This is a genomic window from Ralstonia sp. ASV6, assembly GCF_016429285.1.
Taxonomy (GTDB): domain Bacteria; phylum Pseudomonadota; class Gammaproteobacteria; order Burkholderiales; family Burkholderiaceae; genus Ralstonia; species Ralstonia flaminis.
Genome location: NZ_JAELUI010000011.1, coordinates 20,058 through 44,387, shown reverse-complemented (window position 1 = coordinate 44,387; position 24,330 = coordinate 20,058). Strand labels below are relative to the sequence as shown.

Sequence of the window (24,330 nt, the reverse complement as noted above, 5' to 3'; positions counted from 1 at the left end):
TGCACGATATTCCCCCCTACGAGTGAGGGGGAGGGGTTTAAAACACTTCAAACGAAGCGAATTCATTCTCTCGTTTGAAATGCTGCCAAATGGCGCCGCGCCTGCTTGCGTGAGGCATTGCAGGCAATGTTTTGAATGAAATCTCTATTTACTTCACAGTCTGTGCAGACCATAGTGACACGCATAACGACAAGTAAATAGCCAGTAGCGTACCCTTCGGAGACACAGGATGTTACGCATTCAAAACGGGCCTTTCCAGCATTCCGCTTCTGCGCATGCCCACGCGCGTCACCGCCATCGTCATCATCGCAGCGAGCCGGGTTTCTCGGGTTAGCTGCAACACCCCGACTGGTTTTGGCATCGGCTCCCAACCGATTAGTGCGTTACACGCGTTAACGCGCGCGACAAAACACGTCCGTCGTTTTTGTTGATTTGCAGGATTGATCTGCCACCGGGGCAGGTCGTGCGCTGTCGGCTGTCGTACGCCGGCAGGCGGGGGTATTGGCTGGCATTTGCCGGCAAAAACACAACAAGTTTCAGAACGTGAGGAGACAACCATGGGTAGTCGACGTCATCTTTTTATTGTCATGGCAACCAGTTGCATAGTCGCGATGCCGTTCATCGGCGGGTGCGGTGGCGCGGACGATCCGGGCTCGTCGGCTGTCGCGCAGTGCTCGGGTAGCTCTTGCCCGCCCAGCGGGCCAAACACCACGCCAACCACGCCGACAAGCCTGTGCCCGGCCGCGCTGGACTACACGACCACCTACACCGGTGGTTCCGGCAGCGGTGAGTACATCAAGGTCAAGTTCGACACGAGCAAGAACACGTATCAGATGCAGTTCATCGAGTCATCGGTGCCGACCTCGGCCGGGCAGGTGAACAACACGCGCAAGGGCCTGACGATCAACGGCACGTTTGTTCATCCGACCAACCTGCCGACGCCTGAACAGAACCGCTGCGCCTTTGTACTGCAGTCGGGCAAGACGGCGGACAACAGCTACGCGATCACCGTCAACCCACAAGACCCGCCGACACTGTTTGTTGGTCAGGGCATCGTGGGCGGCGGCATTCCGGGTGCGACGATCCAGTTCGACGGCATTACGGTGGCCCCGGGTTTTCCTCCGCTCGCAGTGGTGCCGTCTCGCACGTTTGATTTCTACCCGTTCCTGGGCTTCTCACAAACGGTGACGGACTTCACGCAGGTGGCCGGGCACTACAACGAGGTGGGGGTGCATGTGACGCCCACGGGTTCGGCCAGCCAGACCACGGGGCCGGAAGGTTGGGCGCCTGACGCCGTCAACTGGACGCAAACGCTGAACGCGGACGGTACGTGTACGGCGGAGGGTATCGACTACTCGTGCCACACGACCGGCACACCGTGGAAGCTGCGCCAGAACGCTGATGGTTCTCAGGACAACGTGTTTGTCAGCAACCCTTTGGCGGCCAATTTATCGTATCCGTACGTCGGCCAGGTCTCGCCAATCATCTTGTTTACGCCGAGCCAAGCCAAGGGGATTCTGATTGCCGGCAAGCTCAACGGGCAGGTGATACCGGTCGTGATTCGCGTTGGCTTCTCGCATAGCGATCAGGTCAATCCGCTGGCTTCCGCAGGTGATGACCAGATCGGCATCTCGATCCTGACGCCTGTGGCGACTATCCCGACCAACGCGCTTGCGGGTGGCTATATCGGCGCGACCAGTGCATCCGCGTGTGGGGTGGTGACCAACAACGGCCCGAGCTCGTTACAGGCTGGCTTCAACGGCTTGAACGCCACGGTCAATCATCCTGAGCTGTCTGGCACGTATACGGGCGGCTTCTTCTATTCGAACGTCGGCAACTGCAGCGATGGCACCGCTGTCTCCACGCTGGCCGCCAACTACACATCAACGCTGTTCCAGAACGGCACAGCCGCTTTCATTAACCCGTTCAACTCGCGGGTGACGGCGCAGTTCTCGCTCGACTACACGCAAGCCTCGCCGGGCAAGTTGCTGGTCACCGCGCAGAACGACTTCAACGCGCAGGGCGCCAGCGGCAACGTCGCGTTGTTCAAGGCGGGCGACAAGGGCGTCGCAGTCAAGGTGGGCAACGTGTACGCAATGCTCATGAATAACAACAAGTACAACCCGTTCTTCACGGTCGGCGCGTTCGTCCAGTGAGGCACGCAGCACCGAAACCACATGCGGCGGCGCGTATGAAGTGCACGTGCCGCCGCAACTGAACAACAACATGGAGGAGACGCAAATGCAATGGCGTAAATGGCTGGTCGTATTGGCGTGTGCACCGATGGTGACCGCGTGCGGTGGCGGCGGGGATGATCCGCCGGCCCCGGTGATCCAGCGCCTGTGTCCGCAGGCCATCGACTACAGCACCGTTTTCACGGGCGGTTCCGGTTCTGGCGAGTTGGTAAAGGTACAGCTCGACACCACCAAGATGACGTACCAGATCACGTATCTGGCTTCGCCGATTCCGGTGACGACAGGCACGGTGGCGCCCACACGCGACACCGCACCCAACAACGTACAGACGGGCACGCTGACGCAGGAAACTGCACTGCCGACCGAGAAGCTCAATCAGTGCGCGTTCCGACTGAACAACGCAAGTCTTGATCCGAGCCGGCCGGCGCGTTTCTTCCTGGGTCAGGGCGTGCTGGGCGGCACGATTCCGGGCGCGACGATCCAGTTCAACGGCATCGTTGGCGTGGGCAAGATTGCGCAAACCACGTTCCCGTACTACCCGTTCATCAGCTTCTCGAACACCGAGACGGACCTGACCAAGATCGCGGGCAACTACAACCAGCTCGGCTACCACCAGGTGCCATCGCAGAGCTTCTCGCAGCAGGCGGTCGATGCGCGCTTCACTATCAACGCGGACGGCACCTACACCGAGTGCGACAACCTGGGCGTGAAGAACGGCGGCGCGTGCCTGACATCGAGCGCAACGGTCAACCAGAAGCTGACGCTGCGCGCGGACTCGTCTGCCTTCACCACGCTGAATTATCAGCCGCAGGTGCCGGCCACGCTGGCGTCGCTTGACCCAACCAAAGCTGGCAAGGGCGTACTGATCGTGGGCAAGCTGTACAACCAGCTCGTGCCGATCTTCATCCGCGTGGGGGCGGCCAACTCGGACCTGACTGCCGGCCCGCCGGTGGCTGATGACGAGTCCGGCATTTCGTTCCTGGCACCGACCACCAACATTGCGCAGGGTTCGCAAGACGGCGAGTACACGGGTGTGGACAGCACGTTCAACTACCGCGCGACCGCGCTGGTGGGCGCACAGGCCACGATGCTCGATCCGTTCAATGCGTCGCAGGTCGCGCTTACCCGTCCGCTGAATCTGGATTTCACGCAGACAGTACCCGGCGTGATCCGCACCACGCAGACGAGCGCTCCGGCCGGTTCGGCCCCGACCGGCAAGCTGATCTTCACCGGCAAGACCTTCGGCTTCCTGGATATGAGCGATACGAAGAACCCGTACTTCACCGTGGGCGCCTTCGTGCAGTGACGTTTCCGGAATAACACGCCACGGGGTGCGGCCAGCATGACCGAAAGTCGCGCCGCGCCCCGCTCAGAACAACAGGAGGAAGCATCATGAAGAAACTGACTGTCGCATTGGTGGCCGCCTGCGCATCCGCAGGTGCCATGGCGCAGCAGGCGGGTGACAACGTGGCAACGGTGGGCTGGTTCCACATCATGCCGCAGGATTCGAGCAACAACCTGACCACCAGCGTGATCAACGCGCCGATCAACGATCCGCTGCGCTTGCCAGGCAGCTTCACGTCGCCCAACAGCGGGCTGCGTGTGAGCAATGCCAACACGCTGGGCATCACGCTCACGCATTTCTTTACCGACAACATTGCATTGACCACGATTGCCGGTGTGCCACCCGAGTTCAAGCTCACCGGGCATGGGGTGATTCGTGCGCCCGGGCCAGCGGGAGCACTCGGCCACGTTGACCTGGATGACCCGTCCAACCAGCCCGCTGTGCGCAAGGCGCGCCAGTGGAGCCCCGGGATCATCCTGCAGTGGTACTTCGGGAACGCGCAGTCGAAGTTTCGGCCGTTTGTTGGCGCGGGGGTGGTCTACAGCTTCTTCACCAACATCGAGTTGAACCCGAACTTCTCGGCCGCGGTGAATCGTGAACTGGGCAGCGTGCTGGCGGCGGGGGCGGGCAAGCCGGGGCCGACGTATGTGGAGGGGAAATCGTCGGCATCCTGGTCGCCCATCTTCAACCTGGGCGCGAGCTACGCGATTAATGAGCGCTGGGCTCTGACGGCCACGGTGTCGTACCTGCCGCTCAAGACGGAGGCGGCCACCGTGATCAAGGCGGCGGACGGCACCACGCTGGCCACCACCAAGACCACGCTCAAGGCCAATCCGATCATCACGTTCATTGGGGTGTCGTACAAATTTTAGCCAGGCGTCGGCTGTCTGCGCCTGGCTAATTGGCGCGGCGTGAACCGAGCGGGAACCGGTTTGCGCCGCATTCTTAAGGCGGTTTCAACCGTCAGTTTTAGTGAGGCAATAAATGAGCACACGTAAAGTCGTATCTCTTGCAGTTGCACTCGCACTTGCCACCGTAGCAGCCACACCCGCATTTGCCGTGACCGTATCGCGCGCTGATGGTCAACCGATGAACCCGAGCGGCGAGCCGTTCTCGGTTACCGGTACGACCAATCTCTCAAAAGGATCGACCAACGCGCAATGCCAAGCCACGTTCAATGGCACCATCACGCCCGCCGGCATCGTCAACATCACGTCGACGACGTTCTCGGGCGGTACGCTATGCGGCTTTATCAGCGGCGTCACCCCTTGGACCGGGCAGGCCGATAGCACGACGCAGCTGACGATCAACAATGCCGCCGTCAATGTGTTCCTGTTGGGCAGTTGCGGGCCAAGCTCCGTTGCGACGACCTGGGACAATGTCGCGTCTTCGTTGACGTTCACCAACGCATCGATGAAACCGGACTGTACGGTGAGCGGTACCGTCTATTCATCACCGAAGTTTACGGTGGCGCCGTAAGCACGCCCCTGGTCGACCTGCGGATGCGCAGCCGCGGTTGATCGGTATGAGACAAAGGCCCGGCATGTCGGGCCTTTTTTCTTTTCGATAGCTCAACTCAACTGAGTATCAACAACATGGCGATGTCCGTCACGTTGTTGGGCTCGTGCGGCCCAAACAGGGTAGTCATGCAATGGAATAACGCCATGTCATCGATGACCGCTACGGATGCGACGCTTTTCCCAAATGGCACCATCTCTGGAGCGCTGCGAACGTCGCCGATGTTTGTCGTTCACTAGCGCCTTGCGTTTCGAAGTGAAGCAATACCCCCGTCGCCAATAGCGACAACGCATGTGCATCGGGAGTGTCATGATCCGGGCTCCCACCGCTGCAACGGGGCAGCGGCTTCTCCTTCGGAGCCAAGACATGCGTTTGCCTACCTCTGCCGCTGTGGCCATCACACTGGCCGCGTTCATCGGATTCGCCCACGCCCAGACTGCCGCCCCCGCGCCTGCCGCTACGCAGCAACGCACCCAGGTGCCCGGCTACTACCGCATGGCCCTGGGCGATGAGGTTGTTACCGCGCTCTATGACGGTTACATCGATCTGCCGGCCAAGACACTGGTGGGCATGAGCGCACAATCGGTGCAGAGCCTGCTGGCGCGGATGTTCGTGTCGAGTACGCCGGGCATGCAGACGGCCGTGAACGGTTACCTGATCGACACGGGCAGCCAGCGCATCCTGGTCGATACCGGCTCGGGCACGTGTTTTGGCCCGACTATGGGCAGCCTTGCCGGCAACGTGCGCGCGTCGGGCTATCAGCCAGAGCAGATCGACGTCGTGCTGCTGACCCATCTGCACCCGGATCACGCATGTGGCCTGCTGACACCGCAAGGGCAGCCGGCTTTCCCGAACGCGCAGGTCTACGTGGCGGCACCGGAAGCCGATTTCTGGCTGAGCGAGACGATTGCCGCTTCCAAGCCCAAGGACATGCAACCGTTCTTCAAGATGGCGCGCGATTCGGTGGCGCCGTATGCGGCAGCCGGCAAACTCAAGCAATTCAAGCCGGGCGATGCGGTGTTGCCGGGCGTGCGCTCGGTGGTCGCCAGCGGACATACGCCGGGCCATAGCGGCTACCTGTTTGCCTCCAAGGGGAAAAGCTTGCTGGTGTGGGGCGATATCGTGCACAGCCACGCCGTGCAGTTCCAGCACCCTGAGGTTGCGTTTGAATACGACGTTGACCAGAAGCAGGCCGTTGTCTCGCGCCGCAAACTGTTTGCCGAAGCGGCGCAAGACAAGCTCTGGGTGGCCGGCGCGCACCTGCCATTCCCGGGCCTGGGCCATGTGCGCCGTGACGGCAAGGCGTTTGTGTGGGTGCCGATCGAGTACGGTCCCTTGCGCACGGATCGCGCAGACTAAGCCGTCACACGCCTGCTGGCCGCTTCATCTTGCAAGTGGTTGGCAGGTCGAGGTCCTTGGCTGCGGTGGTGCTCTCCGTCTTGTGGCCCCACTGGGTGCCGTCGTAGCCAACTTTGACGGTCTTGCCATCCACCGGCGCGATGGTTGATACCACCTGCGGCAGCAGCAACTGGTGGTCGCTCTTGCGCATCGTGATGTCGCCCAGGAAGCTCTGCTTCTGCATGCCCTCCAGGGCCAGCGCAATCTTGAGCGGGTCGGTGGAGTTAGCCTTGCGGATGGCGTCGGTGACGAGTTCGACGGAAAGCACGGTGCGCGGCGCGAAGTGCTCGCCAGCGGGCGTCTGGCGCACGCGCGCATCCATCTGCATCAGTTGCGCGTTGCCGTTGCCCGGCGTCCACTCAGACACCCACGTCACCTTGCCAATCTTGGCTTGCGATACCGCCAGCACGGTGCCCGGCGCGCCCGCGCCGCTGTGGTTGAGATAACGCACGTCGTAGCCCATGTCGCCGTCGGCCTTGATGAGCAGGTTCAGGTCCTGCCCCCAGTTGCCCGTGAGGAGCGTATCCGCGCCGGTCGCCTTCGCCTTGGAGACGTAGGGCGCGAAATCCTTCACCTTGCCGATCGGGTGCAGTGTCTCTCCCGTGAACTGCACGTCTGGCCGCGCCGCTGAGATCATTTGCTTGCCCAGTGATGCCCACAGCCGCCCGTGCGCGTAATCCTGGTTCAGCGAGTAGACCTTGCGGATGTCGGGCTGTGTCTTCACGAAGTTGGCCAGCGCGCGCATCTTCATGGCCGTGTTGGCCTCGGTGGCGAAGTGCCAGAAGCTGCAGTGCGCGCCGGTCAGGTCGGGGTCGATCGAGGCGTAGTTGATGACCAGCACGCGCTTGTCTGGATTGCGTTCGTTGTGCTTGGTGGCCGCGTCCACCATGGCCGCCACCACGGACGAGCCCGACCCGCCGGTGAAGACGATCTTCGCGCCCGCATCGATAGCGCTCTGCAATGCCGACAGGCTGTCTTGCGCCGACAGCTTGTTGTCGTAGGTCGACAGTTCGTAGCGCGCGCCATTCAACACGCCTTGCGGTTGCGCGTTGGCATCGTCGATGCCGAGTTTCAGGTTGGCGAGGAATTGCTCACCCACATTCGACAGGGGCCCGCTCAACTGGTCGATGAACGCCACCTTGATCGGCGCAGGGTCTGCTGCATGTGCCAGCGGCGCACATAGCACCGCAGTCGCACAGGCCAACGCGGACAGCGGACGGGCAAAGCGGGTCGATGCAGACATGGCTCCTCCTTGTTATGTGGTGTGTGCTGTCTTCTCGTCTACCACGTATCGATGAAGCGGCGCGTGGCCGGGTCGCGTGTGTGGCGCGGTGGTGCGGGTGGCGCCGATTGCAGCCCGCGCAGTAGCCAGCGGCGCGTGTCGGCCGGGTCGATCACGGCGTCGATCTCCAGATAGCTGGCGATGTTGAGCGCCCGGCCTTCCTCATAAGCGGCATCGACCATCTTGCGGAACAGTGCTTCGCGCTCGGTGGGGTCTTCCACCGCTTCCAGCTCTTTGCGGTAGCCGAGGCGGATGGCGCCTTCGATGCCCATGCCGCCGAACTCACCGCTTGGCCACGACGCGGTAAAGAACGGCGCATGGAAGCCGCCGGCCGCCATGGCCATCGCCCCGAGGCCGTAGCCCTTGCGCAGCACGACGGTAAAAAAGGGCACCCGCAGATTGCCGGCCGTGACGAACATGCGGCTGACATGGCGCACGGTGGCCGTTTTCTCCGCTTCCGGGCCGACCATGAAGCCTGGCGTGTCGCACAGCGAGACGATGGGCAGGTCGAAGGCGTTGCACAACTGCATGAAACGCGACGCCTTGTCGGCCGCTGCCGAATCGATGGCGCCGCCTAAATGGCGCGGGTTGTTGGCGATGCAGCCGAACGCGCGGCCCTCAATGCGGATCAGCGCGGTGATGATGCCCACGCCAAAGGCCTGTCGCAGCTCCAGCACCGAGTCGGTATCGGCCAGCGCTTCGATCACGGCACGCATGTCGTAGCTGCGCATGCGGTTTTCGGGAATCACGTGGCGCAGGTGGCGTGCGTCGTCGGCATTCCAGTCTGCAAGCGGCCCCTGGAAGTAGCTCAGGTAGCGGCGCGCGGCGTCCACCGCTTCGGTTTCATCTTCGACCAGCACGTCGATCACCCCGTTGGGGGCCTGCATGCTGACCGGGCCGACTTCCTCGGGCGCGTACACGCCCAAGCCCCCGCCTTCAATCATGGCCGGACCGCCCATGCCGATGGTCGCGTCGCGCGTGGCGATGATCACGTCGGCGCAACCCAGCAGTGCGGCGTTGCCGGCAAAGCAGCGGCCGGACACGATGCCGACGGTCGGCACCAGTCCTGACAGACGTGCAAAGTGGATGAACGTCGGGCAGTCCAGGCCGCTCACGCCGCGCTTTTCGGTATCGCCCGGCCGGCCGCCGCCGCCTTCGGCAAACAGCACGACCGGCAGCTTCCATTGCTGCGCCAGTTCCAGCGCGCGGTCAGTCTTCTTGTGGTTGAAGGTGCCCTGTGTGCCGGCCAGCACGGTGTAGTCGTAGGCGAGCACCATGCAGCGTGCTTCCTGGTCGGGGAAGTGCGCGCCGTTGACGGTGCCGATGCCGGTGATGATGCCGTCGGCCGGCGTCGAGCGGATCAGGTCATCCAGCGCGCGCCGCTGGCGTTGTGCTGCGATGGCGAGCGCGCCATATTCGATGAACGAGTCGGCATCACACAGGTGCGCGATGTTCTCGCGTGCGGTGCGCTGGCCGGTCTTGCGGCGGCGGGCGACGGCATCCGGGCGGTTGGCGTCGAGGCCAAACGCATGGCGGTCGATGACGGTTTGCAGGTCGGGGCGGATGTGGTTCAGGTCGATCTCGGCGTCGACGGATTCGGTCTGGTGTTCTGCGTCGCTCAGGATCAGTGCGACCAGCGGCTGGCCTTCGCGCACCGTGGCGCCGGGCTGTGCGCACACCTGCAGCACCTGCCCGGAAGCGGGCGCGAGCACTACGTGCTCCATCTTCATCGCTTCGATCACAGCCAGTACTTGTCCGCGCGCTACGGTCTCGCCGGGTTGGGCGTTGAGCTGAATCAGTGCGCCGTCCATCGGCGCGGTCAGCAATTCGGCATCGTCTGGCAACGCATCCAGCAGCGATTCGCCAGAATCGGTCGGTCGATCGGCTGACACATCCGCTGATGCATAGAGCGCGGGATGCGCGCCGTCGCTGGCGGTCACCAGTTCGGCCAGGCGCGCGTCGAGAAATTGCGTGTGCACGGCGTTGGCTTGCACCTGTGCGTCGCTCAGCAGGTCCTGCAGCAGACGCTTGTTGGTCACTAACCCTTCGATGCGGAACTCGCACAGCGCGCGGTAGGTTTGCGCCAGGGTTTGCGCATAGGTGCCGCGTGGCGCGAGCACGATCAATTTGGCCAGCAGCGAATCGAAACGCGGGTTGGGGCGGTAGCCGGCGTAGCCGCAGGTATCGACGCGTACTCCCGGGCCATTGGGCGGTTCGAACGCGGTGAGTGTGCCGGTCGAAGGATGCGGCTGGCCAGACGCATCAAGTGTCTCGGCATTGATGCGCACCTGCACGGCATGGCCGCGTGGCGTGATCGGCTGGTCGAGCCCCAACTCCGCGAGCGATGCACCTTGCGCCAGCGCCAGTTGCGTCACCACCAGATCGACGCCGGTCACCATCTCCGTGACGGTGTGCTCGACCTGCACGCGCGGGTTGGCTTCCATGAAGTGGAACGTGGCATGCGGTGTGCCTGCGCCTTCCACGAGGAATTCGAACGTGCCAATGCCGCTGTAGCCTGCTGCTTTGGCAAGCGCCACAGCTGCATCGGCAATGCGCGCGCGCAGCGCATCGTCCAACGCGGGGCTGGGCGCAATCTCGATCAGCTTCTGGTGACGGCGCTGCAGGCTGCATTCGCGCTCGCCGAGGTGCGCGACATTGCCATGCGCATCGGCGACGATCTGGATCTCGATATGGCGCGGCGTGGGTACCAACGCTTCGACATACACATCGCCACTGCCGAAGGCGGCGGTGGCTTCCGATACGCAGCGCGCGTAGGCCTCGGGAATCGCCAGTGCATCGTGCACGGCACGCATGCCGCGCCCGCCGCCACCGGCCACGGCCTTGATCATCATGCCGTGCGAGGGCGGCAGCGCGGCGAAGAAGGCTTGCGCATCTTCGAGCGACGTCGCCCCGCGCGTGCCGTTGACAATGGGGATGCCTGCTTCATGCGCGAGCGCCCGTGCGCGCGCCTTGTCGCCAAAGAGGTCGAGCACCCGTGGCGCTGGCCCGATGAACTGCACACCCTCCTCAGCGCACCGGCGGGCAAAGGCGGCGTTCTCACTCAGGAAGCCGTAGCCTGGGTGGATGGCGGTGGCGCCCACGGCGCGTGCGGCGGCGAGGATGGCCTCTCCATCGAGATAGGCGCGTGGGCCGGTGCCGGGTAATGGGACGGCTTCATCTGCGCGCAGCGCGTGCAGTGCATTACCGTCGTCTTCGGAATAGATGGCGACGGAGGGCAGCCCGGCTGCAGCGGCTGCGCGGGCAATGCGAATGGCGATCTCGCCGCGATTGGCGATCAGCAGTTTGCGAAACGTCATGGAGCAAGCGTGGGTTGAAGCTGTTCTGCGATCGGTGCGAGATCCTGCTTGCGCACCTTGCCGGTGGCGGTGAGCGGTAGCGCGTCGACGATGCGCACGATGGGCACCTTGTAGACGGCCATGTTCTCGCGGCACCAATGGGTGAGTGTGGCGTCGTCCAGCGTGCCGATGGCCTCAGGGCGCAGCATCACGAAGGCGACCGGGAGTTGACCGCGCTGTTCATCGGCGCGACCCACCACGGCAGAACCGAGCACCGCAGGGTGTTTGCCGAGCATGGCTTCGATTTCGGCCGGGAACACGCTCATGCCGTTGACCTTGAGCATCTCCTTGCGGCGGCCGAGGTAGTGGATGTAGCCGTGTGCGTCGATGCAGCCGATGTCGCCGGTGTGGAACCAGCCGTTGCGCAAGGTCTGCGCGGTGGCCTCGGGCTTGTTCCAGTAACCCTTGAGCAGCGTGGGTGTACGTACGCACAGTTCGCCTTCTGCACCAATGGGCAACAGTTCGTGTGTGTCGAAATCGCAGATCTTGAAGTCGGTGCCCGGCACCGGCAGGCCCACGAAGATCGGTTGCGAGCGCAGATCGAAATCGTCTTCCTGCATGCCGACCGTGAAGCTGTTGCAGGTCTGCGTTTCGGTCATGCCCCAGGCGCTCTCGGCCATCATCGAGCCGGTGAGTGCGCGCCATGCGCTGCGGTACTCTGGGTTCAGCTTCTTCACGAAGGACGACACACCGGTATGCCGCAGTGAGCGCAGGTTGTATTCGTGCACACGCGGATGCGCCATGACTTCGGCCGCGCTGTCGACCAACATCGAGCCGCTGGTCACGCGGTAGCGCTGCACGCCGGCCATGAATGCCTCCGCATCCCAGCGCGCGAGCAGTACCAGCGGCACACCGAGGAACGCGGGGAAGATCAACCCGGTGTTCTCGCCAGCAATCCAGAACTGCGGGTAGAAGCTGAGCATGACCGTGTCGGCATCGGCGCGCAGTGACACGGCTGAGAATGCGGCCGCCATGTCCACCATGTCGCCCTGAGTGTGGATACAGCCCTTGGGCAGGCCGGTTGTGCCGCCGGTGTAGTTGAGTGCGGCGGCGGTATCGAGCGAGGCGGGCGGCAGGGTGATCGGCACGGTTTTCGTCAACGCCGGCAGCAAGTCGACCGCATCGTCGCAAGCCAGTGGCGGCTCCGTAAGCATTGCCGGGAGCGGCAGCGTCGGCTGGGCGGGGAGCACATCCGCATAGCGCGTGACGAAGATGTGTTCGAGCGATGTTTCGGCCCGCACATCACGCACCAGCGGCATCAGGCGGTCCAGCGCGACAATGGCACACGGTGTTGCATCGGTCAGTGCATGCATCAGTTCGGCGCGCTGAGAAAGCGGGCTGATCGGCACGTACACGGCGCCCCGTTTGAGGATGCCAAAGAACACCGCATTGAACTGCGGACAGTTCGACAGGAACACCGCTACCCGGTCGCCTGCCCCAATACCATGCTGCGCGAGCAGGGCGGCAAAGCGGTCGGAGAGATCATCCAACTGGGCGAACGTGGTGTCGTGTCCGTAGAAGTGGATGGCGGGCGTGTCTGGCGTGGTGCGCGCCCAGTGGCGCAGATATTCGGTGAGGGGAACGCGCCCGATCGGGTAGTGGGGCTCGCGGGGGGTATCGACCGGCCATGCGCGCGCCCAGAGCGCGCGAACGCGGCCGAGATACTCGGACTCGTCCATCGCCAAAGCTTGTCTCCGTTGGGTTGTGCAGTGCGTGCGCAAAGTGGCGCCGCGCTATCTATACTTTGTGGTAATTTTTTATACCATTGGGTAGAAATATAGAAAGCGCCGTTTGATGCGTCAAGCATTTCAGCGGCGTGATGCCACCCCGATGCGCACACGCGACGGCGCATCCAAAGGCGGCATGCGAGAATGCGTACCATGTCCATCGTCCGCAAATCTGCTGTTTCCGACGTGCAACCGTCCGCTGAAACCGAGGCTCCTGAGGCACCACCGGTCTCTGCGCCCGTCACGCGCCCGCATATCGCCGAGCGCCAGGAGGCGCGCCGCCGACAGATTCTTGATACTGCCGCCCAGCTCTTCTTCACCAAGGGCTATGCCGGTATGACGATGAGTGACTTGTGCGCCGCATTGGGCGTGACCAAGCCAGCGGTGTACTACTACTTCACCGACAAGTACGAGATCTTCGACATCCTCTGCCGCGAGGCCGCGCAAATCTGCCTGTCAGCCATCCGCGAGACGGCTGACCCGGCGCTGCCGGTGCGCGAGCGCCTACAGGCCTGCCTCCTGGAGATGGCACGCCGCTGCATCGACTGCCACTATGCGGCTGCGCTCACGTACCGTGACCGCCAATATTTGCGGCCCGAAACCGTGGAGTGGCTGCACGGCATGTCGCGCGGCTACTATCGCGATCTGTATGCGCTGCTGGACGAAGGCAAGCGCGCCGGCGTGTTTGAGTTTGGCGATGCGCGCGTCGCGGCGCACTCGATGGGGGGCGTGATGGGCTTCATGTACACGTGGCACGACCCCTCGCGTATCGACGCCAATGTGCTGGCGCACGAGCTGTCGAGCGCCATGATGAAGATCATCCTGCCGGCGGCCCCCAGCCCGGCAGTCAAACCCGCGTCTTGAGCGCCGCGCCCGCCGGTGTTTTCGGCATGGCGGGCAAGCGGAAGATCTCCGGCGTCATCAGGTCGATGCCGCAGTCGAGCGTTTCCACCCAATCGATGAAGCGGTTGACCATGGCTTTCCCACGGAAGGCCTGGCCGTGCTGCGGCACGATCCATTCGATATCCAGCCCACGCACCATCTGTGCCCACAAGCGGCAGACACGGTTGCCGCTCATGTAGCGGCGATGGAAGGGCGCCATCAGCGGCAGGTGCGCGTCGAAATCTTCCACGGGCTTGGCAGCCACGTTGGCGTGCACCATCGATGCGCCCAGGTCGCCCGAAAAGAGAATCCGCGATTCCGGATCGTAGAACTGGAAGTTGCCCTCCGAGTGCAGGAAATGCGCCGGCACTGCCAGCAGATGCGATTGTCCCAGCGGGATCGCCATGCCCGTATCCGGAATCGGTACGATCCGGCCCTCGGTCTTACCCACGTTGCAGAAGTGCGGCAGAAAGCGCTCCCACACGCGCGAGATCAAGATGTCGCAACTGGAACTTGTGAGCCAGCGCCCAGCCGAGGCGACGATATCCGGGTCCGCATGCGAGGCGAGCACATAGTCGAGTTGCTTGGGCGGAAAGTAGCTGTTCATCGCCAGATAGAGCGCGTTGTACGTCATCTGGCCGCCCGGGTCGATCAGCGCGCCGTGGCCGTGATCGACAATGAGGAACTGGTTGGTCTGCACCGGCAGGTCGTCGTGATCGTCCACCAAGTCGGAAAACATCAGGCAGACATGCTCGGGCGTTTCATAAAGCGTGGTCACCATGGAGGGAGGGGGCGCAGGTTGGGATGCCCGATGGTCGCGCAGCATGGGCCTGGGCCTATTGATCCGTGTCAAGGCAGATGTGGCGCCCGCGCGGGTGCTGGCATGTCGTTCATCCGTCCCGTGCTGACCCTCACGTGATAAACTTTTGATTTTTAACGCTTTGCGCGAGCCGCTCGCTGTCAATTCCGACTGAGCCTGTCGCGCCTGCCATGCCCCTCGGCATGCTGCATCTCCCCCTATGAACACTGCGACAACGTCTGAAGCGCCGGTCAACGAATCGGTGACATTCGACAGCTTCGGCCTGCACCCGGACATCCTCCGTGCGCTGACCGAGAGCGGCTACACCAAGCCCACACCTATCCAGGCCGCCGCCATTCCGGTCGTTACCGCCGGCCGCGACGTCATGGGCGCTGCACAAACGGGCACCGGGAAGACCGCCGGCTTCTCGCTGCCGATTCTTCACAACCTGCTGCCTGACGCCAACACCAGCGCGTCGCCGGCGCGCCACCCGGTGCGGGCGCTGATCCTCACGCCCACGCGCGAGTTGGCCGACCAGGTGTACGACAACGTTGCCAAGTACGCGAAGTACACGGCGCTGCGTAGCGCGGTCGTGTTTGGCGGCGTCGACATGAACCCGCAGACCGAGCAACTGCGTCGTGGCGTGGAAATCCTTGTCGCCACGCCGGGTCGCCTGCTTGACCACGTGCAGCAACGCAGCGTGAACCTGTCGCAAGTGCGCATGCTGGTGCTGGATGAAGCCGACCGCATGCTCGACATGGGTTTCTTGCCCGACCTGCAGCGCATCATCAACCTGCTGCCGGCGCATCGTCAGACGCTGCTGTTCTCGGCCACGTTCTCGCCCGAGATCAAGAAGCTGGCCTCCAGCTACCTGCGCCATCCGCAGACGATCGAAGTGGCACGCAGCAACGCTACGGCAGAGAACGTCCGCCAGGTCATCTACACGGTGCCGGACAATCACAAGCAGGCCGCGCTCGTGCACCTGCTGCGCCAGCGCGCTGACCAAGGCCTGCCGCGCCAGTGCATCGTGTTCTCCAACAGCAAGATCGGCTGCTCGCGTCTGGCGCGTGCGCTGGAGCGCGAAGGCATCAATGCCAACGCCATCCACGGCGACAAGACGCAGACCGAGCGCATGCAGACACTGGAAGCCTTCAAGCAGGGCACCGTTGATGTGCTGGTCGCCACCGACGTGGCAGCGCGTGGCCTCGACATCTCGCAGATGCCATGCGTGATCAACTTCGACCTGCCGTTCAACGCAGAAGACTACGTGCACCGCATCGGCCGCACGGGCCGTGCCGGTGCCTCGGGCGACGCGCTGTCGCTGTTTGCGCCGGGTGATGAGCGCTTCCTGGCCGACATCGAAAAGCTGATCAAGCGCAACCTGCCGCGCGAGCAACTGACTGACTTCGACCCGACCGGCGAACAGGCCCGTGACCGTGAACGCCGCGAGCGCGATGAAAAGCGTGCCCGCGGTGAAGTCCGTCGCGCCCGGGAGCGCGATGAGCGCAACGGCGCCCGTGTGCTCGATCACACGATCGTGCGCCCGGCATTCCGTCCGTCGGACGATCCGTTCTTCAATCGTCCTTACGAATCGACGGCGCCGGCCGAAACGGCAGAGACGGCCAAGCCAGCACAATCGGCTGGCCACCCGCGCAGCGCCAAGCGCCCGATCGCAGCACTCCTTGGTGGCGTGCCGCGCAAGCGTTAAGTTGTAGCGTTGAAAACGGCGACAGCTATGTCGCCGGGGACAATTGCGCGATGCGATTGGCCCAGGCCGGGACGGCGTCTCGGTAAAACCCCTCCAGATCTTCCGCCCGAATCTCCAGCCCCAGATGCCGCGCCGCTTCAGTCAGCGCGGCTAACGGCTGGCTGCGGTTGATGGCGCGTGCGCCGGTCTGTTTGCTGAGCTTCTCACCGTCGGCGTTGACCACCACCGGCACGTGCATGTAGCGCACGGGCGGTAGCCCAAGCAGTTGCTGCAGATAGATCTGGCGCGGCGTCGAGTCGAGCAGGTCGGCACCGCGCACCACATCGGTGATGCCTTGTGCGGCATCGTCTGCCACCACCGCAATCTGATACGCCCACATGCCATCGGCGCGCTTGAGTACGAAGTCGCCCACGGCTTCGGCGATGTTCTGGCACTGCGTGCCTTGCCAGCGGTCCTCAAAGCAGATTGTGGCGGTGTCGGCCTCCGGCACGCGCACACGCCATGCGCGCGGTGGGCGCCCATTCAAGCCGTTGCGACAGGTGCCAGGGTAGATGAGCGTCTGATGGCGCAGGCGGCCATTTGCGTCGATGGTGGTGACGGAGTCCGCAATCTCGCGACGCGTGCAGCCGCACGGATAGAGCTGGTCGATGGCCTGCAGTTGCGCCAGCGCTGTTTCGAAACGATGCAGGTGCGCGCTCTGCCATTGCGGCGCCTCGTCAGGCGCCAGGCCGAGCGCTTCGAGTGCGGCAAGGATGTCGCGATCGGCGCCGGGCACGTTGCGCTGGAAGTCGATGTCTTCAATGCGCACCAGCCACGTGCCACCATGCGCGCGGGCGTCAAGCCAGCTTGCCAGCGCGGTCACCAGTGAACCGATGTGTAGCGGCCCCGTGGGCGAGGGCGCGAAGCGGCCGCGGTACGTGCCGCGCGCCGGTGTGGCAGAAGGTTCGGGGAAATCGAGATTGGCTTGGGACAACGCAAAACTCCAGGCACGGATTCCACTATTTTGCGCGATTTTGCCGGCGTGCCCCCGCAATTGCCGCTACTGCATCAGCAGTGCCTGCGCCAAACGCGGGTCTTCCAGCTTGTCGACCCACCATTGCAATGCCTTGCCGCGCATGTTGTTGCGCCACGCCACCTGGAATGTGCCGAGACGGCGATCTTCGGTGGTTTCCTTGGCGATCAGCACACCGGAATCGAGATAGGGTTGCGCCAGTGGCACCGGCAGCCAACCGCAGCCCAGGCCGCGGATCTGCGCCTGGATCTTGTCGTCCATGGTCGGTACCACCAGCGTGTCTTGCCCGGCCATGACGCCGATGGTGCGCGCCGGCAGGTTGCGTGAGGTATCACCCACAGCAACGATGCGATGGCGCGCGATGGCCGCAGCAGGGACAGGCTCCTGTGCCTGCGCAAGCGGGTGGTGCGTCGCCACCGCAAATACGAATGGAATGGCGCCAAGCGTGCGCGTCTGCACACCCTGCACCGGCGCAGTGTGCGCGGGGCCAAGCATCAGATCGGCGCGGCCGGAGAGCAGCGCATCCCACGTGCCGCCCAGGACCTCACGGCTGAACCGCAGGCGCGTGGCGGTGTTCTCCGCGTAGAAATCCTGGATCACGGGCAGCAGCGCGCGGAAGTACACAAGGTTGTCCAGCACGATGGTCAACGTGGCTTCCCAGCCGGTGGCCAGGCGTTTGACGCGGCGGGCCAGATCGTCGGCGGCCTGTAGCAGGTGTCGGCCCTCGTCGAGCAGCGCACGGCCGGCGGGTGTCAGCTCTGCGCGGTGGCGGCGCCGGTCAAACAGCAACACATCCAGGTCATCCTCCAGCTTGCGCACCACATAAGTGAGCGCGGAGGGCACCTTGCCCAGCTCATGCGCGGCGGCGGCAAAGCTGCCCTTGCGTTCAATCGCATCCAGTACTTCCAAAGATTCCAGCGAGAGCGCCATATTCAGAATTTTTGATGAAATGAATCAAAGCCGTACGGCGCAACTATAGCCAATCTGCGTACCATTCACACATCAACGCAGTGATTTGGATAGGAGATTCATCAAAATGATTGAAATCCGCCCCTCTCAAGACCGAGGTTACGCAGACCATGGCTGGCTGAAGTCGTATCACAGCTTTTCGTTTGCCGATTACATGGACCCGGAACACGTTCAGTTCGGGCCGTTGCGCGTCATCAATGAAGACCGCGTCGCAGCCGGTATGGGCTTTGGCACGCATGGCCACCGCGACATGGAAATCATCAGCTACGTGCTCGATGGCGAACTGGCGCACAAGGACAGCATGGGCAACGGCAGCGTACTGCGCCCCGGTGACGTGCAACGCATGACGGCTGGGACAGGCGTGCGTCATTCCGAGTTCAACCATGCGCAGGACCAGACCACGCATTTCCTGCAGATCTGGGTGCTGCCCGCGCAACTGAACCTCACGCCCGGCTACGAAGAGCGCCGCTTTGACGATGCGGCCAAGCGCGGCAAGCTGGCCCTCATTGCCAGCAACGACGGACGCAATGATTCGGTGACGGTGCATCAGGACATGTCGCTTTATGCTGGCCGATTCGATGGTGCTGAAACGGCGACGCTGCCCATCGTCGACGGCCGTCGTGCCTATGTGCACGTGGTGCGTGGCAAGGTCAGCGTCAATGGCCGTACGCTCGTCGGCGGCGATGCGGCCAAGCTGACGCAGGAAAGTGCGGTGACGCTTTCCGGCGGCGAAGACAGCGAAGTGCTGGTGTTCGATCTGCCGTAATGTTCGCGGCGCATGCTCGGTGCGCCGTTTTTCCTATTCTTGTTGTTCCCCTGCCGTTACCCCAACCCCAAGAGGATTCTCATGGCACGCGTTGCAGTCGTTTATCACAGTGGTTATGGCCACACCAAGAAGCAAGCCGAGGCTGTGTTTGCGGGCGTGAAGAACGCCGGCGCCGAGGCGCACCTGATCTCGGTCACGGACGTCAACGACGACACCTGGGCGCTGCTGGCCGATGTCGACACGATCGTCTTCGGCGCGCCAACCTACATGGGCGGCGTCTCGGGCGACTTCAAGAAATTTGCTGATGCCTCGTCCAAGGCATGGTTCACGGGCGCGTGGAAGGACAAGATCGCCGCTGGCTTCACGAACTCCGCATCGATGAACGGCGACAAATTTTCGTCGATTCAGTACCTGTGGACGCTGTCGCAGCAGCACGGAATGATCTGGGTGGGCACGGGCATGATGCCGGCCAATAGCAAGGCGGCCACGCGCAACGACGTGAACTACCTGGGTGGGTTTGGTGGTGCGCTGTCGCAATCGCCGTCGGATGTGAGCCCCGAAGAAGGCCCGCTGCCCGGCGATCTGGAAACCGCCAAGCTGTTCGGTGAGCGCATTGTCGCCATCACCAATCAGTTTGTGCGCGGCCGCCAGTAAGTCGGCGGATCGCCCAAAGAAAAACGCCGGCATGTCCGGCGTTTTTTGTGGGCTGCGCTGGTGTCAGAACCGCGTGCCGGCTCCGCAGAACACCCCCCGGTTCGAACCGCCCGCGCAACTTGTCGAGCAACCGCTCAGCACCGCAAGGCCGAGCATGGCGACGAGGAGCGCGGTAGCGAGGCGTTTCATGCGGCGGCGCGGGTTTGGTGGTCAGCGCAGTGCGGGCAGCGCTTGCCGGGGATGTAGTCGGCCGATTGTTGCTCTTCCGGCGTGACGACGGCGCGGCACGCAAAGCACTGCTTCGGGCCAGCCGGCAGCAGCTCAGCGTTGAGCGCGGTGCGGTGGTCGAAGACAAAGCAATCACCGTCGTAGTGGGCGCCACCCACTTCCTCGAAATACTTGAGGATGCCGCCTTCGAGCTGGTACACGCGCTCGACGCCGATCTCCTGCATGTGGATCGCGGCTTTTTCACAGCGGATGCCGCCGGTGCAGAACGACACGACGGTCTTGCCGGCAAAGTCATCCTTGTGCGCGGCAATGGCGGGCGGGAATTCGGTGAACTTCTTGAGGTTGTACTCGACGACGTTCTTGAAGGTGCCGACCGCGACTTCATAGTCATTGCGCGTGTCGAGCATCACCACGGGGCGGCCTTCGTCGTCGTGGCCCTGGTCCAGCCAGCGCTTGAGCTCCGGCGGGGTGACCGACGGCGCACGTCCGCTTTCCGGACGAATCAGCGGATGGCGCATGGTGATGATTTCTTTCTTCAGGCGCACCAGCAGGCGGCGGAACGGCTGGTGGTCGGACAGGCTTTCCTTCGGTGCCAGATCGGCAAAGCGCGGGTCGGCTCGCAGCCAGCCGACGATGCCGTCGATCGCCTCGCGCGAGCCGGCCAGGAAGATGTTGATGCCCTCGGGGGCCAGCAGCACGGTGCCCTTCAGTTCGCGCGCTTGGCATTCGGCCAGCAGCGCTGGGCGCAGGGTGTCGCGGTCATCGAGGGTGACGAATTTGTAAGCGGAAATATTGACGATCTGCATGTGCTGCCGCGCCGGTTTTGGGGCGCCTGGGTAACCCGTTGATTCGTAAGCCGAAATTATAACGGTCCCAATGACTGGGTGGCGTTGTCGATGGTCAACTCCGTGTGCGCAAATGCTTGACGGAAGGTGATACCCGGACCCCAGCCGGTACAATACGCGGATGAATTCGCCGCGCTTCGTCCACCTCCGTCTCCATTCCGAATACTCCGTCGTCGATGGCAACGTCCGTCTGGACGATGCCGTCAAGGCCGCCGCCAAAGATGGCATGGGCGCCCTGGCGCTGACCGACCTCGCCAACGCCTTCGGGCTGGTGCGCTTCTACAAGGAAGCGCGCGGCAAGGGCGTCAAGCCCATCGTTGGTGCTGACGTGTGGATCACCAATCACGACGAGCGCGACAAGCCGACACGCCTTCTGTTGCTGGTGCGTAACAAGCAGGGCTACTTGAACCTCTGCCAGTTGCTCTCCCGTGCTTGGCTGAGCAATCAACATCGCGGTCGTGCAGAAATTGCCCCCGAATGGTTTGACGAGCCCGGCGTGGAAGACGCACCGCTCGCTACGGGTCTGCTGGCGCTGTCTGGCGGCATGGCTGGTGATATCGGCATGGCGCTGGCCAACGGCAACGATGCACTGGCGCGCAAGCTGGCAACGAACTGGTCGCGCGTGTTTCCGGACGCGTTCTACATCGAACTGCAGCGCGCCGGCCATGCCGGTACCGAGGCCTATGTTCAACAGGCCGTGAAGCTGGCCGCGGCGATGCATCTTCCGGTGGTCGCCACGCATCCGGTGCAGTTCATGACGCCGGATGACTTTACAGCGCACGAGGCGCGCACCTGCATTTCGGAGGGCGAACTGCTCGCCAATCCGCGTCGTACCAAACGCTTCACGACCGACCAATACTTCAAGACGCAGGACGAGATGTGCGCGCTGTTTGCCGACATCCCGTCCGCGTTGGCCAATGCGGTGCAGATCGCGCAGCGCTGCAACCTCACGCTGGAGCTGGGCAAGCCCAAGCTGCCGCTGTTCCCGACGCCTGACGGCATGTCGCTGGACGACTATCTCGTCCACCTCGCCAAGGAAGGGCTGGAAAAGCGCATGGAGGTGTTGTTCCCCGATGAGGTGGTGCGCGAATCCAAGCGCGCTGAGTACTACGCCCGCCTGGAATTCGAGACCGGCACCATCATCAAGATGGGCTTCCCGGGCTACTTCCTGATCGTGGCGGACTTCATCAACTGGGCCAAGAACAACGGCGTGCCGGTGGGGCCAGGCCGGGGCTCGGGTGCGGGTTCGCTGGTGGCGTATGCGCTGGGCATTACCGATCTGGACCCGCTCAAGTACAACCTGCTGTTTGAGCGCTTCCTGAACCCGGAACGTGTGTCGATGCCCGACTTCGACATCGACTTCTGCCAGCACGGCCGCGATCGCGTCATCCAGTACGTAAAGGAAAAGTACGGCAAGGACGCCGTCTCGCAGATCGCCACCTTTGGCACCATGGCCGCCAAGGCAGCCGTGCGCGATGTGGGTCGCGTGCTCGACCTCGGCTACAACTTTGTCGACGGTGTGGCCAAGCTGATCCCGTTCAAGCCGGGCAAGCTCGTCACGCTGGAAGAAGCCAAGAAGGAAGAGCCGCTCCTGGCCGAGCGTGAAGCCAACGAAGAAGAGGTCAAGCAGCTCCTGGAGCTCGCCCAGCGCGTGGAAGGCATGACGCGTAACGTCGGCATGCACGCGGGCGGTGTGCTGATCGCCCCGGGCAAGCTGACCGACTTCTGCCCGCTCTACACGCAAGGTGGCGAAGACGCCGGCGTCGTCAGCCAGTACGACAAGGACGACGTGGAAGCCGTCGGCCTGGTCAAGTTCGACTTTTTGGGCTTGACCACGCTCACGATCCTCGACTGGGCCGAGCGCTACATCCGCATGCTCGATCCGTCCAAGGCGGATTGGAACTGCAGCCATATCCCGCTGAACGACAAGCCGGCGTTCGACATCCTCAAGGCGGCCAACACGGTGGCGGTGTTCCAGCTGGAAAGCCGCGGCATGCAGGGCATGCTGAAGGACGCCAAGCCTGACCGCTTCGAGGACATCATCGCCCTGGTGGCGTTGTATCGCCCAGGCCCAATGGACCTGATCCCCAGTTTCTGCGCCCGTAAGCACGGCCGCGAGAAGGTGGAGTATCCCGACCCGCGCGTCGAGCCAGTGCTCAAGGAGACCTACGGCATCATGGTCTACCAGGAGCAGGTGATGCAGATGGCGCAGATCGTGGGCGGTTACTCGCTCGGCGGCGCTGATTTGCTGCGTCGCGCGATGGGTAAGAAGAAGCCGGAAGAGATGGCCCAGCACCGCGAGCTGTTCCGCGCGGGCGCGGCCAAGGATGGTCTGACGACAGAGAAGGCCGACGAAATCTTCGACCTGATGGAGAAGTTCGCGGGCTACGGCTTCAATAAGTCGCACGCGGCAGCGTATGCGCTGCTGGCGTACTACACCGCGTGGCTCAAGGCGCATCACCCGGCCGAATTCATGGCAGCCAACATGTCGCTCGCCATGGACGACACCGATAAGGTGAAGATCCTCCACGACGACGCCATCGGCAAGAACGGCCTGAAGGTGCTGCCGCCGGATATCAACGCAAGTCTGTACCGCTTTACGCCGACGGACGCCAAGACCATCCGTTATGGCCTGGGCGGCGTGAAGGGCAGCGGGCAGGGCGCCATTGAAGACATTCTGCGTGCGCGCGAAGACGGTCCGTTCAAAGACTTGTTCGATTTCTGCGAGCGCGTTGACCGTCGCCAGGTCAATCGCCGCACGATCGAAGCGCTGGTGCGTGCCGGCGCCTTCGACAGCCTCAACCCGAATCGCGCGCAGTTGCTCGCCTCGATCGGGCTGGCGATGGAAGCCGCAGAACAGAAAGCAGCCGCTGCCAACCAGGTCTCGCTCTTCGACCTGATGAGCGGTGACGATGCCGAGCAGCACGCTCCGGAGCTCGTCGATGAACCGGCCTGGACTACCAAGCGCAAGCTGCAGGAAGAAAAGCAGGCGCTGGGTTTCTACCTGTCAGGGCACCTTTTTGACGAGTGCCGAGACGAGGTACGCCGGTTTGCCCGCACGACGCTGGCTGACCTCGCCCGTGAGGTGACTGACAAGGGCAACGGTGGAGGTGGTTACGGCAACCGCGACGCGCGCAACAAGACGGTGGCGGGCGTGATCGTTGGCCAGCGTACGCAGATGACGCAGCGCGGCAAGATGCTGATTGTCATGCTTGACGACGGCTCCGCCAGCGAGGCGACCGAGGTGACAGTCTTCAACGAAGTCTTCGAAGCCAACCGCGCGCTGTTCAAGGAAGACGAAGTGCTGATCGTGCAGGGCAGCGCCCGCCACGACATGTTCACCGGTGGCGTGCGCGTGACGGCCGAATCGGTGATGGATCTGACGCAGGCGCGTGCCAAGTTTGCCCGCGCCATCCGGTTGTCGATGAACGGCAACTCAACGTCCGCCAAGTTGCGCGACCTGTTGACGCCGCTCGTGGCAGTGGATGGTAACGGCGTGTCCGTGCGCATCAGCTACAGCTGCGAACAGGCTCGCTGCGAGGCCGTGCTGGGTGATGCCTGGCGCATCGTGCCGAGCGAAGAAGCGATCGCGGCGCTGCGTCAGGCGCTGAACGCCGAGAACGTGCTTACGATGTACGACTGAGAG

General features: G+C 63.3%; 18 protein-coding genes. 10 read left to right on the top strand and 8 right to left on the bottom strand.

Translation table 11 applies throughout. From position 1 onward, the window contains the following. Positions 1-557 precede the first annotated feature (557 nt). The 5 genes from JHD73_RS03440 (at position 558) to JHD73_RS03420 (ending at position 6,417) form a co-directional block, all read left to right on the top strand. Positions 558-2,156 (top strand): DUF2957 domain-containing protein, encoded by a 1,599-nt coding sequence (locus JHD73_RS03440; protein ID WP_199027778.1) that lies wholly within the window; start codon positions 558-560, stop codon positions 2,154-2,156. A gap of 85 nt (positions 2,157-2,241) precedes the next feature. Continuing rightward, positions 2,242-3,501, top strand: coding sequence for a DUF2957 domain-containing protein (locus tag JHD73_RS03435; RefSeq protein WP_199027776.1), 1,260 nt, complete (start codon positions 2,242-2,244; stop codon positions 3,499-3,501). An 86-nt stretch (positions 3,502-3,587) separates the two neighbouring features. Further along, a complete protein-coding gene (locus JHD73_RS03430; protein ID WP_199027774.1) occupies positions 3,588-4,412 on the top strand; it encodes an OmpW family protein in 825 nt (274 codons plus the stop codon). A 112-nt stretch (positions 4,413-4,524) separates the two neighbouring features. Continuing rightward, complete coding sequence (locus tag JHD73_RS03425; RefSeq protein WP_199027772.1) at positions 4,525-5,019, top strand: hypothetical protein; 495 nt, start codon at positions 4,525-4,527, stop codon at positions 5,017-5,019. Positions 5,020-5,424: 405 nt separating this feature from the next. Beyond that, the gene (locus JHD73_RS03420) at positions 5,425-6,417 is read left to right on the top strand and encodes an MBL fold metallo-hydrolase (protein WP_199027770.1); all 993 of its coding nucleotides are present in this window, start codon (positions 5,425-5,427) and stop codon (positions 6,415-6,417) included. A gap of 4 nt (positions 6,418-6,421) precedes the next feature. On the opposite strand, the gene JHD73_RS03415 is transcribed toward JHD73_RS03420, so the two are convergent. From JHD73_RS03415 to JHD73_RS03405, 3 genes are read right to left on the bottom strand one after another with little or no spacing between them, the layout of a single operon-like run. Next, a complete protein-coding gene (locus tag JHD73_RS03415) occupies positions 6,422-7,699 on the bottom strand; it encodes a branched-chain amino acid ABC transporter substrate-binding protein (protein WP_199027768.1) in 1,278 nt (425 codons plus the stop codon). A gap of 38 nt (positions 7,700-7,737) precedes the next feature. Next, positions 7,738-11,055, bottom strand: a complete 3,318-nt coding sequence (locus JHD73_RS03410) for a carboxyl transferase domain-containing protein (RefSeq protein ID WP_199027766.1) — start codon at positions 11,053-11,055, stop codon at positions 7,738-7,740. Further along, complete coding sequence (locus JHD73_RS03405; RefSeq protein ID WP_199027764.1) at positions 11,052-12,773, bottom strand: AMP-binding protein; 1,722 nt, start codon at positions 12,771-12,773, stop codon at positions 11,052-11,054. Before JHD73_RS03405 ends, JHD73_RS03410 begins: the two co-directional genes overlap by 4 nt. A 201-nt stretch (positions 12,774-12,974) precedes the next feature. On the opposite strand from JHD73_RS03405, the gene JHD73_RS03400 reads away from it, so the two are divergent. Then, positions 12,975-13,685 carry a TetR/AcrR family transcriptional regulator gene (locus tag JHD73_RS03400; protein WP_199027762.1) on the top strand — a complete coding sequence of 237 codons (711 nt, stop codon included), beginning with the start codon at positions 12,975-12,977 and terminating at the stop codon, positions 13,683-13,685. Here JHD73_RS03400 and JHD73_RS03395 read toward each other — a convergent pair. Then, positions 13,669-14,484 carry an MBL fold metallo-hydrolase gene (locus JHD73_RS03395; protein ID WP_199027760.1) on the bottom strand — a complete coding sequence of 272 codons (816 nt, stop codon included), beginning with the start codon at positions 14,482-14,484 and terminating at the stop codon, positions 13,669-13,671. The genes JHD73_RS03400 and JHD73_RS03395 overlap by 17 nt on opposite strands. A gap of 238 nt (positions 14,485-14,722) precedes the next feature. Between JHD73_RS03395 and JHD73_RS03390 the strand changes: the two genes are divergently transcribed. Then, the gene (locus JHD73_RS03390) at positions 14,723-16,210 is read left to right on the top strand and encodes a DEAD/DEAH box helicase (RefSeq protein WP_199027758.1); all 1,488 of its coding nucleotides are present in this window, start codon (positions 14,723-14,725) and stop codon (positions 16,208-16,210) included. Positions 16,211-16,235: 25 nt separating this feature from the next. Here JHD73_RS03390 and gluQRS read toward each other — a convergent pair whose 3' ends face one another. Both gluQRS and JHD73_RS03380 read right to left on the bottom strand, forming a co-directional pair. Further along, positions 16,236-17,183, bottom strand: a complete 948-nt coding sequence (gene gluQRS, locus JHD73_RS03385) for a tRNA glutamyl-Q(34) synthetase GluQRS (RefSeq protein WP_199027756.1) — start codon at positions 17,181-17,183, stop codon at positions 16,236-16,238. A 66-nt stretch (positions 17,184-17,249) separates the two neighbouring features. Continuing rightward, complete coding sequence (locus JHD73_RS03380; protein ID WP_199027754.1) at positions 17,250-18,152, bottom strand: LysR family transcriptional regulator; 903 nt, start codon at positions 18,150-18,152, stop codon at positions 17,250-17,252. 106 nt (positions 18,153-18,258) lie between these two features. On the opposite strand from JHD73_RS03380, the gene JHD73_RS03375 reads away from it, so the two are divergent. Together JHD73_RS03375 and JHD73_RS03370 are read left to right on the top strand one after the other, a co-directional pair. Next, positions 18,259-18,957, top strand: a complete 699-nt coding sequence (locus JHD73_RS03375; RefSeq protein ID WP_199027752.1) for a pirin family protein — start codon at positions 18,259-18,261, stop codon at positions 18,955-18,957. Between the two features lie 81 nt (positions 18,958-19,038). After that, a complete protein-coding gene (locus JHD73_RS03370) occupies positions 19,039-19,611 on the top strand; it encodes a flavodoxin family protein (protein ID WP_199027750.1) in 573 nt (190 codons plus the stop codon). Between the two features lie 63 nt (positions 19,612-19,674). Here the strand turns inward: JHD73_RS03370 and JHD73_RS29040 are convergent, their stop codons facing one another. Both JHD73_RS29040 and JHD73_RS03365 read right to left on the bottom strand, forming a co-directional pair. Continuing rightward, on the bottom strand, positions 19,675-19,800 hold the full coding sequence (locus tag JHD73_RS29040; RefSeq protein ID WP_233176765.1) for a YgdI/YgdR family lipoprotein: 126 nt from the start codon (positions 19,798-19,800) through the stop codon (positions 19,675-19,677). Then, on the bottom strand, positions 19,797-20,645 hold the full coding sequence (locus JHD73_RS03365) for a sulfurtransferase (RefSeq protein WP_199027748.1): 849 nt from the start codon (positions 20,643-20,645) through the stop codon (positions 19,797-19,799). The genes JHD73_RS29040 and JHD73_RS03365 overlap by 4 nt, the downstream gene beginning before the upstream one ends. Positions 20,646-20,805: 160 nt before the next feature. Between JHD73_RS03365 and dnaE the strand changes: the two genes are divergently transcribed. Then, on the top strand, positions 20,806-24,327 hold the full coding sequence (gene dnaE, locus JHD73_RS03360; protein WP_199027746.1) for a DNA polymerase III subunit alpha: 3,522 nt from the start codon (positions 20,806-20,808) through the stop codon (positions 24,325-24,327). Positions 24,328-24,330: the final 3 nt, after the last annotated feature.